The organism is Paeniroseomonas aquatica (assembly GCF_030409335.1).
Lineage (GTDB): Bacteria > Pseudomonadota > Alphaproteobacteria > Acetobacterales > Acetobacteraceae > Belnapia > Belnapia aquatica.
This window is the reverse complement of record NZ_JAUFPN010000166.1, coordinates 3340-15936: the sequence shown is the minus strand read 5'-3', so window position 1 is coordinate 15936 and position 12597 is coordinate 3340. Positions and strand designations below refer to the sequence as shown.

The following is a 12597-nucleotide window of genomic DNA, read 5'->3' as shown; positions in this document are numbered from 1 at the left end:
CACCATGCCCGTCAGCCTTCGCGCATAATCCAGGCTAGCGGACCGGCGCGGCGAGGTTGTTCGGATCGAGGCCGAGCGCCGCCGCCGTCGCGGGGTTGACCTGCCCGGTCGCCTGCAGGCCGCGGCCCTGCTGGAAGCGCTCGATGGCGGATTGGGTGCCGGCGCCCCAGGCGCCGTCGACCGGGCCGCGGTAGAAGTTCATCGCCCGCAGCCGGGTCTGGATGTTGCGCACCGCCGGCGGGCTCAGCGGGTCGGTCGCCAGCGCCGCCGGGGTGCCGGGGGCGGGGCCGGCGGTCGGGCCGGCGGCGAGCAGCTCGGACGGGCCGAGGCCGAGGGTGGCCGCCGTCGCCTGGTTCAACTGGCCGGTCGCCTGCAGGCCGCGGCTCTGCTGGAAGCGCTCGAGCGCCGACTGGCTGTCCGGGCCCCAGACCCCGTCCGGGCGGCCGCTGTAATTGCCGGCCTGGCGGAGCCTCTCCTGCACCTGGGCCACCGCCGCCGGCGCCAGCGGCTGGGTATAGAGCAGCGAGGGCGCCTGCTGCGCCGCGGCGCCGCCCGCCATCAAAAGCCCCGCCAATATCAAGCCATGGTGCCGCATCGTTCCCGCTCCCGTTCCGTCGCAAGCCGAACACCGCAGCCGCCCTTGGGTTGCGCAACCCGCGGAGGATGCAGCCGGAGCGAATGCGGATTGCGAGGGCGCGCGGAAGCCGGCCCGGCCGGCCGTCCCGGCGGGCCCATCACTCCGGCCAAGTGGTCCCGCCGTCCGGGGTGGCCTTAGCGGAGCAATCCGTCCCAGAGCGGCAGGCCGAGCAGCGCCGCCAGGGCGATCATCCCGTAGCAGCCGAGCCGGAAGCTGCGCTCGGAGGCCAGGCCGAACATGCGGCTGCCGAGCCAGGTCCCGAGGCCATAGGCCGGCATGGCCACCAGGAAGGGCGGCAGCAGCGCCCAGGTCAGCAGGCCGGTGGCGGCGAAGGTGATGCCGGCCAGCACCCCGCCGGCCGCGAGGAACAGGGCGAAGGAGGCGCGGACCGAACGGGCGTCGCCTGGCTGCCCCAGCAGGTAGGCCATCACCGGCGGCCCGCTGACCATGGCGACGCCGCCCAGCACGCCCCCGGCCAGGCCGACGCCGATGGTCGCCGGCAGGGTCGGGCGGCCGTGGAAGCGCCAGCCCGAGACCAGCAGCCCGAGCAGCGCCAGGATCGCCGCCGCCACGCCCCAGCGCAGCGCCAGCGGATCGGCCCGCAGCAGGATCGCCGCGCCGAGCGGCGTGCCGGCCGCCGCGCCGAGCGCCAGGGCCCCGACCTGCGGCCGGTCGGCCAGCGCCCAGGCCGGCGGGGTGAGGAGGATGATCGCCAGCAGGTCCAGCAGCAGCATCAGCGGTGCCGCCGCCCGCGGCCCGAGCGCGACGGAGGCCAGCGGCACGAAGATCAGCGCCGCGCCGAAGCCGGAGAAGCCCCGCGCCAGCCCCCCCGCCAGGGCCGCGCCCAACAACCAGGCGAGCGCGGCGCCCTGCGGCAGATCGGCGATGAGTTGCATGGCGGCAGTCTCGCCCGGCCGGGCGGCGGCGTGAAGCCGGGGATAGGCCCGGCGTGCCGCCTTCCACCCCGCCCGATCCCCGGCTACTCCTGTGCCCCAGGGACAGAGGGGAAGCGCCATGGCCAAGGTCATCATCAGCGTCGCCGTCACGGGGGCGATCCATACCCCGAGCATGTCGGACTACCTGCCGATCACCCCGCAGGAGATCGCAGAGCAGTCGATCGCCGCGGCCGAGGCCGGCGCCGCCATCATCCACCTGCATGCGCGCGACCCGGTCGACGGCAGGCCGACGCCGGACCCCAAGGTCTTCATGCAGTTCCTGCCGGTCATCAAGCAGTCGACCGATGCGGTGATCAACATCACCACCGGCGGCGGGCTCGGCATGACGGTGGACGAACGGCTGGCGGCGCCGCTGCAGGCCAAGCCGGAGATGTGCTCGCTCAACATGGGCTCGATGAATTTCAACATCTCGGGCAGCGCCGCGCGGATCAAGAATTTCAAGCATGAGTGGGAGCGGCCCTACCTTGAGGGCACCACCGACTTCATCTTCCGCAACACCTTCAAGGACATCGAGCAGATCGTGGAGCGGCTCGGCAAGGGCCATGGCACCCGCTTCGAGTTCGAATGCTACGACGTCGGCCACCTCTACAACCTCGCGCACATGCTCGACCGCAAGGTGGTGGAGCCGCCGCTGTTCACCCAGACCATCTTCGGCATCCTGGGCGGGCTCGGCGCCGAGCCGCGCAACCTGATGTTCATGAAGGAGACCGCCGACCGGCTGTTCGGCCGCGACTACGTCTGGTCGGTGCTGGCGGCGGGGCGCAACCAGATGCCCTTCACCACCATGGCCGGCATCCTCGGCGGCAACGTCCGGGTCGGGCTGGAGGACAGCCTCTGGCTCGGTAAGGGCGTGCAGGCGAAGTCGAATGCCGAGCAGGTCGCCAAGATCCGCCGGATCCTCGAGGAGCTCAGCCTCGAGATCGCGACGCCGGCCGAGGCGCGGCAGATGCTGGCGCTGAAGGGCGGCGACCTCGTCGGCTTCTGACGCCAGGCGGGGCGGCGGTTCGCACCGCCGCCCCGGTCAGGCTCAGCGCATCACGGCGATGTCGATGACCTCGGCCGACGGCAGGCCGGCGACGGCGCCGACCGTGGTGGCCCTGCCGTTGGCGAGGTCGACGTGGTGCAGCGTGCCGGAGGCCAGCAGCACCGCCATGTTGGCGCCATTGGCTTCCGGCACGATGTCGAAGGCGACGCCGACCGGCAGGCTGGCGGCGATCTCGCCCTTCGGCTGCTGCACGCCGTCGTTCGGCGGCGCCTGCAGGTTCAGGCTGCGGGACAGGGTATCGACGGTGTAGAGCATCGTCGCGGTCGCGCCGGCCATGCTGTTGGTATAGGCGCCGGCGACGACGCGCGGGGTGGTCTCGGCCCAGGGGGTGCCGGCCTGGTACTTCAGCTGCCCGTCCTTCACCACCGCGCCGGTCTCGACGTTGACGCGGAAATTCACCCCGCCCATGCCCATCACCCGCAGCCGGTCGGCGACCGGGTTGAAGTCGATGGTGGCGCGGCCGCCGCTCTCGAAGCGCTCGGACAGGCGGCTGACCTGGGTGGCGCGGCCGGTCGCGGGGTCGATGGTGACGATCTGGCCGGCGTCGGTCAGGCCATAGAGCTTCATGTCGGCCGGGCGCACGTCGATGCCGAGCAGCTTGCCCTCGAGGCCGGTGACGCGCATCGGCGCGGCGGCGCGGCGGGTCCCGCTGTCGATGCGCACCAGCTGGTTGTCGGCGGTCAGCCCGACCAGGGTGGCGGCCTCGGCGGTGGCGGCCGACAGGGCGAGGGCGGTGCCGGCGGCAAGCAGGGTACGGGTGGTGCGGGTCATGGCGGCATCTCTCCGGGATGGGGCGGCAGCCCGAGGGGCACCGCTGTCTCCGTTACGGGGGAGAGATGCGATCGGACGCAGCACCCACGATCACCAGACCGAGAGGTGCCCGCCGCTCAGCCGCGGAAGCCGGCCAGAACAAAAAGCAGCACCAGCACGCCGAGCAGGACGCTGCCCTGGGCCATGGTCGCAAGGGCACTCGGCGGCTCGGCCTCGGGCCGGCCGCGGCGCGGCGCCGCCTCGGGAAGCCCGCCGGCACCGGCCGGGCGGGGTCGCGTCGGGTCGTCCATCGGGCGGTCCGCCGCAGGCGAGGCGGCGGCATGCGGGACGGCTTCGGACATCGGCGGCTCCCGGACGGCCGGCGGGGCGGACCCGCCGGCACTTGGTCAGGCTGATAGTTTCGAGAGCATTTCTATCACGCCTTCATATAACGGAACATGAATATCCCCTCCTGCTCCGGGCCGGAGGGTCAGCTGCTGCCCGCCGCCGAGAGCCGCCCGATGAACAGCACCGGCCCGGTCGGGCGGCCGATCGGCGAGCCGCCCGGCGGCTCGAGCGTGATCTCGATCAGCATGCCCGGCGCCGCCCGGATCGCGCTCGGCGTCACGGTCATGCGGCCGCCCTCGGGCACCAGGCCGAGCGAGGTCGGCGCCGTCGCCCCCTGCGGCAGGGCCCAGAGCTGCATGACCCGGTTGGCCTCGACCGGCTGCGGGTTGATCGAGGCGAGGCGGAGGGCGCCGGAGCGGTCGGCCTCCACCACCCAGGCCGGCTGGTCGCGCTGGGTCAGCAGCACGGTCATCAGCCGCGGCGGCTCGGCCGGGCGCAGCACGATGAAGCCGGCAAGCCCGGCGGCCAGGGCGCTGGCGCCGAGCGCCCAGCCGCGCCACAGCGAGACCCGCCGCGCCGAGCCCGACCCCCGCCGCTCGAAGGGCGCCGCCCGGCGCGGCAGCCCCTGGCCGGCGCCGGGAAGGGCGGCCTCGATCCGGCTCCAGAGATCCGGCGGCGGCGCCTCGGGGAGCGCGAGGCGGGCCAGCGGCGCCAGCCGTGCCTCCCAGAGCGCGACGGCCGCCCGCAGCGCGGCATCCTGCGGCAGGGCGGCGGCGACTTCCGCCGCGGCGCGCGCATCGAGGGTGCCCAGCACGTATTCACCTGCCAGCATGTCGCGTTCCTGTGGGTCGGTCGGGATCATGCGAGGCATTCCCGGAGCTGCAGCAGGCCGCGGCGGATCCAGGCCTTCACCGTGCCCAGCGGCAGGTCCAGCCGCGTTGCGACCTGGGCATGCGAGAGGCCGTGGACGAAGGCGAGCAGGATGCCCTTGCGGTTCTTCTCGTCGAGCGCGCCGAGGCAGTCCCGCAGGCGGCGGCCCTCGGCATCGGCGGCGACCCGGTCCAGCGCCTCGGCCGCGACGGCGGTATCGCCCAGCGTCGGGTCGTCGGTCGGCATCTCCCGGCCCCGCTTGCGGGCGAGGTCGAGCGCGGCATGGCGGACGATGCCGCCGAGCCAGGCGGATGCCTCGCCGCGCTCGGCATCGAACTGGCCGGCGCGCTGGCTGATCCGCAGGAAGGCGTCCTGCATGGCATCGGCCGCGGCCTCGCGGTCGCGCAGGATGGCATTGGCCACCCCGAACAGCCGGGTCGCCTGCTGCTGGTACAGGGTGCGGAGGGCCGACCGGTCGTCGGCGGCGACGGCGGCGAGGAGGTCGGCGAGGGAGGCTTCGGCGCGCATGCTCAATTCCCGAACAGGCGCAGCAGGCGCTGCATCAGTTCGCGGGGCTCGACGCCCAGGGCCTCGCCGCCGGTGGACGGCTGGGGCGGGGCCTGCCGGGCGAAGCGCGCCACCGCCTCCCGGGTGCCGGCCAGGCGCAGCTCGGCGGGCTCGGCGGTGGTGGGGCCGGCGCCGGTGCCGACCACCCGGACCAGGGCCCGGTAGGCGGCCAGCAACTCGGCCTCGGCGCGGGCGGCATCCTCGGCCCGCGGGGCGCAGACGATGGAGCGGCCGTCGAGGCCGCAGGGCATCTCGAACAGCCGGTTCGGCGGGAAGCGCAGCTGCGCCGTGCCGGTCAGGGCCAGCAGGCCGCGGGTGGCACTGTCCAGGGTCAGGTCGCGGGCGGTGACGGCGGGAACCAGCCGGCCCTGCCGGTCGATGATCTCCAGCGCCAGGCCGCCCGCGCCGCCGGCCGGGCGTTCCACCCATTCCTGCAGGCGCAGCAGACAGGCGGCGCGGTCCGTCATGCGGTCCACCGCGCAGGCGAGGCGCCATCCCCCGATATCCTCGGTGGCGGCCGGGGCGGCCTGCGCCAGGGCGATGGCGGGTGCGGCGAGGAGCAGGGCGACGTAGGGTAGGACACGGGGCATGGGCCGGATCATAGGCGAGGACCAGGGGAGGACGGAATGGCGGCAGCGGCGATACCGGCGGTGAGGCTGGCGGATGGCACCAGCGTCGCGGCGCTGGGCCAGGGGACCTGGCACATGGGGGAGCGCGGCTCGGACCGGGGCCGGGAGGCGGCGGCGCTGCGGCTCGGCCTCGACCTGGGGATGACGCTGATCGACACCGCCGAGATGTACGCCGAGGGCGGCGCCGAGGAGGTGGTGGCGGAGGCCATCGCCGGCCGGCGGGACGAGGCCTTCCTGGTCTCCAAGGTCTATCCGCACAACGCCGGCGGCCGGAAGCTGGAGGCGGCGCTGGAGCGGAGCCTGCAGCGGCTGCGCACCGGGCACCTCGACCTCTACCTCCTGCATTGGCGCGGCTCCATTTCTTTGGACGATACGGTCCGGGCCATGGAACGGATGCAGGCGGCCGGAAAGATCCGGCGCTGGGGGGTCTCCAACCTCGACGTGGACGACCTGGAGGAACTCGGCCCGGCGCTGGCCGGCTGCGCCACCGACCAGGTGCTCTACAACCTCGAGAACCGCGGCGTGGAATTCGACCTGCTGCCCTTCTGCCGGGAGCGCGGCATGCCGGTGATGGCCTATAGCCCGGTCGGCCAGGGCGGGGCGCTGCTGCGCAATCCGGCGGTGCGGGCGGTGGCGGCGCGGCTGGGCGCGACGCCGGCCCAGGTGGCGCTCGCCTGGACGCTGCGGGCCCCGGGGGTGATCAGCATCCCCAAGGCGGCCGACCCCGGGCACGTGCGGCTGAATGCCGCGGCCGCCGCCCTGGCGCTGGCGCCGGAGGATCTGGCGGCGCTGGATGCCGCCTTCCCGCCGCCCAAGCGCAAGCGCAGCCTGGCGATGCTCTGAAAGCCGGTCTCTACCCCGGCATCGGCACGTTCAGCGCGCCGAGGTGCAGCCGCCGCACCGCGCCCGCCACCGCGACGTCGAGCCCGGGGCGGGCGTAGTAGCAGCCGCGCACGTGCAGGCAGGCGGCGAGCGCCCGGATGAAGGCCTCGGCCAGCCCGGGCTCCGGTGGCGCCGCCTCGGTCCAGAAGGCATCCAGCCCGCCCTGCCAGCTCAGCCCCGGCACCCCGTAGATCGCCTGGCCGAGCGCCAGGGTCGCCCGGCCGGCGGCGACGGCATGCACGCCGAGGGTGCTGTTGACCGTCACCACCCCGCGGCAGGCGGCGACGACCGGCTCCATCGGCAGCGACCCGCCGAGGTAGTGCACCCGGCCGGCGATGCCGGCGGCGGCGGCCATCCGGGCGACCCGGCGGCGCCAGGCCTTCAGCCCGGGGTCCAGCGGATGCACCTTGACCAGCAGCAGCGCCTCCGGCGGGGCGGCGGCGGCGAAGCTGGCGATGGTCTCGCCGATGGCGCTGTCCATGTCGGGGAAGCGGGAATAGGCGCGGATGGAATAATCGGTCTCCATCTGCATCGCGAAGAGGAACAGCGGCGCGCCGCCGGCCCGCAGCGCCGCCAGCCGCGCGGCCGCCTGCCGGGTCTCCCGCCGGCGCAGCAGCAGCCGGAGCGCGGTGCCGAGATAGGCCGGCACCGGCGGATGCAGCAGGAAGCTGCGGTAGTGCGGGAAGGGCCAGGGCAGCAGCGACGCCAGGTGGAAGAGCACGTCCCAGAGGGCCTGGGTGGCGAAGCTGTCGCGGTGATGCGCGGCGAGGTCCGGCGCCGGGCAGGTCGCGGCCAACGCCCGGATGGCCTCGGGGTCGCGGGGGAAGCGGCTTTCCGGACCCATGCCGTCGCGCTCCAGCACCACCCAGTCGGGCCTGAGGTAGCCGAAGTCGGTGACGGCGACGGCGATGCCGCGCGCCCGGGCCAGGGCGATCGCCGGCCGGTGGTAGGGGCGCTGCTCGCCGATGAGGACGAGGTCGGTGATGCCCTCGCGGTCGAGGAAGGCGCCGAGGAAGCCGGGCCATTCCTCCGGCCGGCCGGTGAAGTCGGTGGCGCCCGGGCCGGACCAGAACAGCCGGTCGCCGAGGCAGAGGTTGATGCGGCAGGTGTCATGGCCGAGCCGCCGGAGGCCGGCCGCGACCTCGGCGAAGAAGGGCGAGATCGGCCCCTGCAGGAACAGGAAGCGGCGGCCCGGACGGTCAGGCGATGCCGGGCGGTCGGCCAGATCCATGCTCGATTCTACTGTTCCGGGGTGTGGCCCGTGTCGCAGCCGCGCCAGTCGGGGTCAAGTCGATCGATAATATATCGTATTGAATCAACCGATGCGACAGGCAAGGCCCGACCGCAGGTCCGCCGCATCGACCAAGCGGCGCCCCCGGGCCGCCAGGCCGCGCAGCAGCGCCGGGGGCGGGAAGGGGCAGTAGGGCAGCAGCGGCCTGCCCTGCCCGGGGCAGGCGCCGGCCGCCAGCCCGGCCAGGACCCCGGACAGCAGCGGCACCCCGGCCAGGTGCAGCGCCCGCGCGGCGGCGCTGGCGGTGGTCCCGGGCGGCAGCGGCACCGCCGCCTGGGCCAGGATGGCGCCGGCATCGATCCGCGGGACCAGCCGGTGGATGGTCACCCCGAAGGCCGGCTCGGGCTCGGCCAGCGCCCAGATGGCGGGCACCGGGCCGCGATGCCGCGGCAGCAGCGAGGGATGCAGGTTGATCCCGCCCAGCGGCGCCAGCGCCAGGGTCGCCGCGGTGAAGATCTGGTCGAAATGCAGCGAGACCAGCAGGTCCGGCCGCGCCGCCCGCAGCGCCGCGGCGGTCGCGGCATCGTTCACGTCGTCGAGGTCGTGGACCGGCAGGCCCCGTGCCGCGGCCAGCCCGGCCAGGGTCCCGCGCCCGCCGGCCAGGCGGCGCAGCCGGCCAAGGCCCTGCGGCAGGGCGTAATTGGCCCAGAGGTAGGGCAGCAGACGCGGCCCCGACCGGCGCAGGTGCCGCCAGCCCTGGCGCAGCGCGCCGCCGGCCGCGGGGCGGAAGGGCCGCGAGCGGCCGATGAGCACCACCGCCTCGCCGTGCTCGCGCAGGAAGCGGGCGACCGCCTCGGCGCTGAGCGCGCTTTCCAGGGTGAAGAGGGCGAGCCGCAAGCGCGTCAGGAGGCCCGCAGCAGGGCCGCCCCGTCCCGGGCCGCCGCCAGGATGGCGCAGCTCTGGCCGATCTCGGCCGGGCTATGCTCGGCCGAGAGGAAGAAGCGCAGCCGGGCGGAGCCTTCCGGCACCACCGGGAACAGGATCGGCTGCACGTTCACCCCGGCCTCGAAGGCGGCGGCGGCGAGCCGGGCGGCCCGGACCGAGCTGCCCAGGATGACCGGCACGATGCCGAGCCCGGCGGAGTGCCCGGTATCAAAGCCCGCCTCCCGGGCCAGCCGCAGGAACAGCGCCGCATTGGCCTGCAGCCGGGCCACCCGCCAGGGCTCGGCGTGCAGGATGCGCAGCGACTCGAGCGCCGAGGCGGCCAGCGGCGGGGCGAGGCCGACCGAATAGACGAAGCCCGGGGCGGTATGCCGCAGCAGGTCGATCAGTTCGCGGCGGCCGGCGATGTAGCCGCCGCAGGAGGACAGGGTCTTCGACAGCGTCCCCATCCAGATGTCGACCAGGCCGGGATCGGCGCCGCATTGCTCGGCCAGGCCGCGGCCGGTGGCGCCGAGCACGCCGATCGCATGCGCCTCGTCCACCATGAGCAGGGCGTCGTGCCGGCGGGCGACCTCGGCGAAGCGGGCGAGGTCGGGCAGGTCGCCGTCCATGCTGTAGTGGCCCTCGATCACCAGCAGGGCGCGGCCGTGCCGGCGGCGCTGGGCGGCCAGCTCGCGCTCGGCCGCCTGCCAGTCGTTGTGGGCGAAGGCGATGCGGCGGGCGCCCGACAGCCGCGCCCCCTCGGACACGGAATTATGGATCAGCCGGTCGTGCAGGATCAGGTCGCGCGGGCCCAGCAGCTGGCCGATGACCGTGACGTTGGTGGCATGGCCGCTGACCAGGGTGATGCAGGCCTCGGCGCCGTAGTGCGCGGCCAGCGCCGCCTCCAGCGCGGCATGGATCGGCCGCTCGCCGGAGGCGAGGCGGGAGGCGGAGGCGGAGACGCCGTAGCGGTCGATCGCCGCCTTGGCCGCGGCGGCGACCCGCGGGTCGCCGTTCAGGCCGAGGTAGTTGTACGAGGCGAAATTGATGGTGCTGCGGTTGCCGATGGTGCTGCGGCCGCCGGCGATGCCTTCGTGCGGGCGGAAATAGGGGCTTTCGATGCCGAGCGCGGCGCCGGCCGCGCGCATGGCCTCGAGGTCGCGCATGCCGGGCAGGGTGCCGAGGTCGCGGCCGGGCCCCTCGGCCGGCGCCTCCGGCTCGGCATGGGTGCCGCGGCGGGACAGCCGGCTGAGCAGCGCCGCCCGGGCGCCGGCGCTGAGGCCGAAATTCTGGGTCATGCCGCATCCTCCAGCCCGTCGGTCGGGGTCGGCGGCTCATGCTGCGCCAGCAGGGCGGCGGCAAGCGGCTCCGCCGGGTCGCTGCGCAGCTGGCCGACGAGCCGCCGGGCCAGCGCCTCGAGGCTGAGCCCCTCGGCGACGCCGCTCAGCGGCACCGGCATGCCGAGCCGCTGCTCCAGCGCGGTGCGCAATTCCATGCTGCCCAGGCTGTCGAGGCCAAGCCCGGCCAGCGGCGCCTCGGCCGCCACCGCCGTCGCGGGCAGGCGCAGGATCCGCGCCAGCTCCGCCGCCAGCGTCTCCCGCAGCAGCCGCAGCGCCTCGGCCTCGCCGGCGCCGCGCAGCCGGGCCTGCAGGTCGGCCGCCTCGGCCGGCGGCGGCGCGGCGCTGCGGATCGCCTCGAAGGCCGGCTCCTCCAGCACCGCCAGCGTGCCCCGGGCGGTGGCCCAGTCGATGCGCGCCAGGCCCGGCGCGGCGCAATCGGCGGCGAGCAGCGCGGGCAGCGCGGCCAGGGCCTCGGCCGCCGGCACCGGGGCGGCACCGATCCGGCGCTGCAGGATGCCGGCGGTCGCCGGGTCGCCGGCCAGCATGCCGGCATCGGCGATCGGCCCCCAGCCGATGGCCATGGCCGGGCGGCCGGCGGCGCGGCGGCGGCGGGCCAGCGCCTCCAGCGCCGCATTGGCCGCGACATAGGCGGCCTGGCCGGGATTGCCGATGGCGACGGTCGCCGAGGAGAACAGCAGGAACAGCGCCAGCGGATCCGCCGCGGTCAGCCGGTCGAGGTTCTCGGCCACCGTCAGCTTGGCCGCCAGCACCCGGGCGGTGCGGCCGGGATCGAGCCGCGCCGCGGCGCCATCCCCGGCGACGGCGGCGGCATGCACCACGCCGCGGAGCGGCGGCGCCGCGGCGCGGATCGCCTGCAGCGCCCGGCCCAGGGCCTCGGCGTCGGTGGCGTCGCAGGCATGGATCGTGGCGGTGGCGCCGCGGGCGGCGAGGTCGCGGAGCGCGGCCTCGGCCCCCGGCGTCGCCGCGCCGCCGCGGGACAGCAGGGCGAGGTGCCGGGCCCCTTGCCCCGCCAGCCAGCGGGCGGCGGCGAGGCCGAAGCCCTGGACGCCGCCGACCACCAGGATGGTGCCGCGCCCGGCCTGGGCGAGGGGCGAGGCCCGGGCCTCGCCCGCCGATACGGCCGGCGGGGCGATGATCAGCTTGCCGATGTGCTGGCTGGCCTGGAGGCCGCGGAAGGCGGTCTCGACCTCGGTCGCGGCAAATTCGGTGGCCGGCAGGGGGCGCAGCACGCCGGTCCTGAGGCGATCGGCGATGCCTTCCAGCAGCCGGGCCGCCAGCGCCGGCCGGGCGCGGGCCACCTCGTCCAGGTCCACCGCGAAATAGGTGGCGTTGCGCCGCAGCGGCCGCAGCCCGACGCGGCTGTCCTCGGCGAAGTCGCGCTTGCCCAGCTCGACGAAGCGGCCGAAGGGGCGGAGCAGGCCGAGCGAACGTTCCATCGCCGGCCCGGCCAGCGAGTTCAGCACCACGTCCACCCCCTCCGGCCACTCGGCGCGGAGGGCATCGGCGAAGCCGGCGTCGCGGCTGTCGACCACCAGCCCGGCCCCGGCGGCGCGGAGGAAGGCGCGCTTGGCGGCGGTGCCGGCGCTCGCCGCCACCCGGGCGCCGCGGGCCAGCGCCACCTGCAGCGCGGCGAGGCCGACCGCCCCGGCGCCGCCATGGATCAGCACCCGCTCCCCGGGCTCGAGCCGGGCCAGCTCCTCGAGCGCCAGCACCGCGGTCATGAAGGCGACCGGCACGGTCGCGGCGGCGGCCGGCGCCAGCCCCTCGGGCAGCGGGACCAGGGCGGCGGCGCGGGTGACGGCATGGGTGGCCAGCGCCGCCGGGGCGACGCCGAAGACCCGCTGGCCCGGGCGCAGCGCGACGCCCTCGCCGATCGCCTCGACCACGCCCGCGCATTCCATGCCGAGGCTGGCGCCGGCGAAGCCGGGCAGCAGCGCCTCCTCCGGCAGCAGGCCCTGGGCCCACATGACGTCGCGGAAGTTGAGCCCCGCGGCCTCGATCCGCAGGGCGACCTCGCCCGGCCCGGGCAGCGGCGGGGCGAAGGGCGCCCAGTGCAGGCTGCCGAGCTGGCCGGGGTGGCGAAGCTGCAGGCGCCGCGGCCCCGGCGCCGGCGGCGCTTCCGGCAGGCCGGGGCGCAGCCGGGCGACCAGCCGGCCGGCCTCGGCCAGGGTGACCTCGGCCTCGGCATCCGTCTCGACCAGCAGCTCGCCGGCCAGGCGGCGGGCCAGGAGATCCGGCGCCAGCCCCGGGTCGAGGTCGATGCGCCGCGGCCGCAGCCCGGGATGCTCGTTCGCCAGCACCCGGCCGAGCGCGTGGCAGGCGGCCGCGGCAGGGTCCTGCTGCTGGCCGCGGGTGACCAGGCAGAAGCCGGCGGCGATGCCCTCCGCCGCGGCGGCG

At 75.6% G+C, this 12597-nt stretch carries 13 protein-coding genes; 2 read left to right on the top strand and 11 right to left on the bottom strand.

From position 1 onward, the window contains the following. Positions 1–34: 34 nt before the first annotated feature. A complete protein-coding gene (locus QWZ14_RS17625; protein WP_290318091.1) occupies positions 35–595 on the bottom strand; it encodes a peptidoglycan-binding domain-containing protein in 561 nt (186 codons plus the stop codon). Positions 596–771: 176 nt separating this feature from the next. Then, positions 772–1533 (bottom strand): TSUP family transporter, encoded by a 762-nt coding sequence (locus QWZ14_RS17620; RefSeq protein WP_290318090.1) that lies wholly within the window; start codon positions 1531–1533, stop codon positions 772–774. A gap of 118 nt (positions 1534–1651) precedes the next feature. Between QWZ14_RS17620 and QWZ14_RS17615 the strand changes: the two genes are divergently transcribed. Further along, positions 1652–2578, top strand: a complete 927-nt coding sequence (locus QWZ14_RS17615) for a BKACE family enzyme (protein WP_290318089.1) — start codon at positions 1652–1654, stop codon at positions 2576–2578. A 42-nt stretch (positions 2579–2620) separates the two neighbouring features. Here QWZ14_RS17615 and QWZ14_RS17610 read toward each other — a convergent pair whose 3' ends face one another. The 5 genes from QWZ14_RS17610 to QWZ14_RS17590 form a co-directional block, all read right to left on the bottom strand. Next, the gene (locus tag QWZ14_RS17610) at positions 2621–3409 is read right to left on the bottom strand and encodes a DUF4394 domain-containing protein (RefSeq protein ID WP_290318088.1); all 789 of its coding nucleotides are present in this window, start codon (positions 3407–3409) and stop codon (positions 2621–2623) included. A 116-nt stretch (positions 3410–3525) separates the two neighbouring features. Then, complete coding sequence (locus QWZ14_RS17605) at positions 3526–3750, bottom strand: hypothetical protein (protein ID WP_290318087.1); 225 nt, start codon at positions 3748–3750, stop codon at positions 3526–3528. Between the two features lie 128 nt (positions 3751–3878). Further along, positions 3879–4598, bottom strand: a complete 720-nt coding sequence (locus tag QWZ14_RS17600) for an anti-sigma factor (RefSeq protein ID WP_290318086.1) — start codon at positions 4596–4598, stop codon at positions 3879–3881. Beyond that, positions 4595–5134: a sigma-70 family RNA polymerase sigma factor gene (locus QWZ14_RS17595; protein WP_290318084.1), complete on the bottom strand. Its 540-nt coding sequence runs from the start codon at positions 5132–5134 to the stop codon at positions 4595–4597. Before QWZ14_RS17595 ends, QWZ14_RS17600 begins: the two co-directional genes overlap by 4 nt. Before the next feature lie 2 nt (positions 5135–5136). Beyond that, positions 5137–5763 (bottom strand): hypothetical protein, encoded by a 627-nt coding sequence (locus QWZ14_RS17590; RefSeq protein WP_290318083.1) that lies wholly within the window; start codon positions 5761–5763, stop codon positions 5137–5139. Positions 5764–5799: 36 nt separating this feature from the next. Between QWZ14_RS17590 and QWZ14_RS17585 the strand changes: the two genes are divergently transcribed. Continuing rightward, positions 5800–6645, top strand: a complete 846-nt coding sequence (locus QWZ14_RS17585) for an aldo/keto reductase (protein ID WP_408903709.1) — start codon at positions 5800–5802, stop codon at positions 6643–6645. Positions 6646–6655: 10 nt separating this feature from the next. Here QWZ14_RS17585 and QWZ14_RS17580 read toward each other — a convergent pair whose 3' ends face one another. The 4 genes from QWZ14_RS17580 to QWZ14_RS17565 all read right to left on the bottom strand — a co-directional run. Further along, positions 6656–7915, bottom strand: coding sequence for a capsular polysaccharide export protein, LipB/KpsS family (locus QWZ14_RS17580; RefSeq protein ID WP_290318082.1), 1260 nt, complete (start codon positions 7913–7915; stop codon positions 6656–6658). 84 nt (positions 7916–7999) lie between these two features. Further along, positions 8000–8812, bottom strand: a complete 813-nt coding sequence (locus tag QWZ14_RS17575) for a formyltransferase family protein (protein ID WP_290318081.1) — start codon at positions 8810–8812, stop codon at positions 8000–8002. Between the two features lie 5 nt (positions 8813–8817). Next, positions 8818–10137 carry an aminotransferase class I/II-fold pyridoxal phosphate-dependent enzyme gene (locus QWZ14_RS17570; RefSeq protein ID WP_290318080.1) on the bottom strand — a complete coding sequence of 440 codons (1320 nt, stop codon included), beginning with the start codon at positions 10135–10137 and terminating at the stop codon, positions 8818–8820. Continuing rightward, on the bottom strand, positions 10134–12597 hold a 2464-nt coding region (locus QWZ14_RS17565; RefSeq protein ID WP_290318079.1), incomplete at its 5' end, for an SDR family NAD(P)-dependent oxidoreductase. The genes QWZ14_RS17570 and QWZ14_RS17565, both read right to left, overlap by 4 nt.

Bases quoted from the DNA above. Each gene is read 5' to 3' on its own strand.
- QWZ14_RS17580 (WP_290318082.1), bottom strand. From the start codon at position 7,915: ATGGATCTGGCCGACCGCCCGGCATCGCCTGACCGTCCGGGCCGCCGC.
- QWZ14_RS17570 (WP_290318080.1), bottom strand. From the start codon at position 10,137: ATGACCCAGAATTTCGGCCTCAGCGCCGGCGCCCGGGCGGCGCTGCTC.
- QWZ14_RS17585 (WP_408903709.1), top strand. From the start codon at position 5,800: ATGGCGGCAGCGGCGATACCGGCGGTGAGGCTGGCGGATGGCACCAGC.
- QWZ14_RS17620 (WP_290318090.1), bottom strand. From the start codon at position 1,533: ATGCAACTCATCGCCGATCTGCCGCAGGGCGCCGCGCTCGCCTGGTTG.
- QWZ14_RS17615 (WP_290318089.1), top strand. From the start codon at position 1,652: ATGGCCAAGGTCATCATCAGCGTCGCCGTCACGGGGGCGATCCATACC.
- QWZ14_RS17610 (WP_290318088.1), bottom strand. From the start codon at position 3,409: ATGACCCGCACCACCCGTACCCTGCTTGCCGCCGGCACCGCCCTCGCC.
- QWZ14_RS17595 (WP_290318084.1), bottom strand. From the start codon at position 5,134: ATGCGCGCCGAAGCCTCCCTCGCCGACCTCCTCGCCGCCGTCGCCGCC.
- QWZ14_RS17590 (WP_290318083.1), bottom strand. From the start codon at position 5,763: ATGCCCCGTGTCCTACCCTACGTCGCCCTGCTCCTCGCCGCACCCGCC.
- QWZ14_RS17600 (WP_290318086.1), bottom strand. From the start codon at position 4,598: ATGATCCCGACCGACCCACAGGAACGCGACATGCTGGCAGGTGAATAC.
- QWZ14_RS17605 (WP_290318087.1), bottom strand. From the start codon at position 3,750: ATGTCCGAAGCCGTCCCGCATGCCGCCGCCTCGCCTGCGGCGGACCGC.
- QWZ14_RS17625 (WP_290318091.1), bottom strand. From the start codon at position 595: ATGCGGCACCATGGCTTGATATTGGCGGGGCTTTTGATGGCGGGCGGC.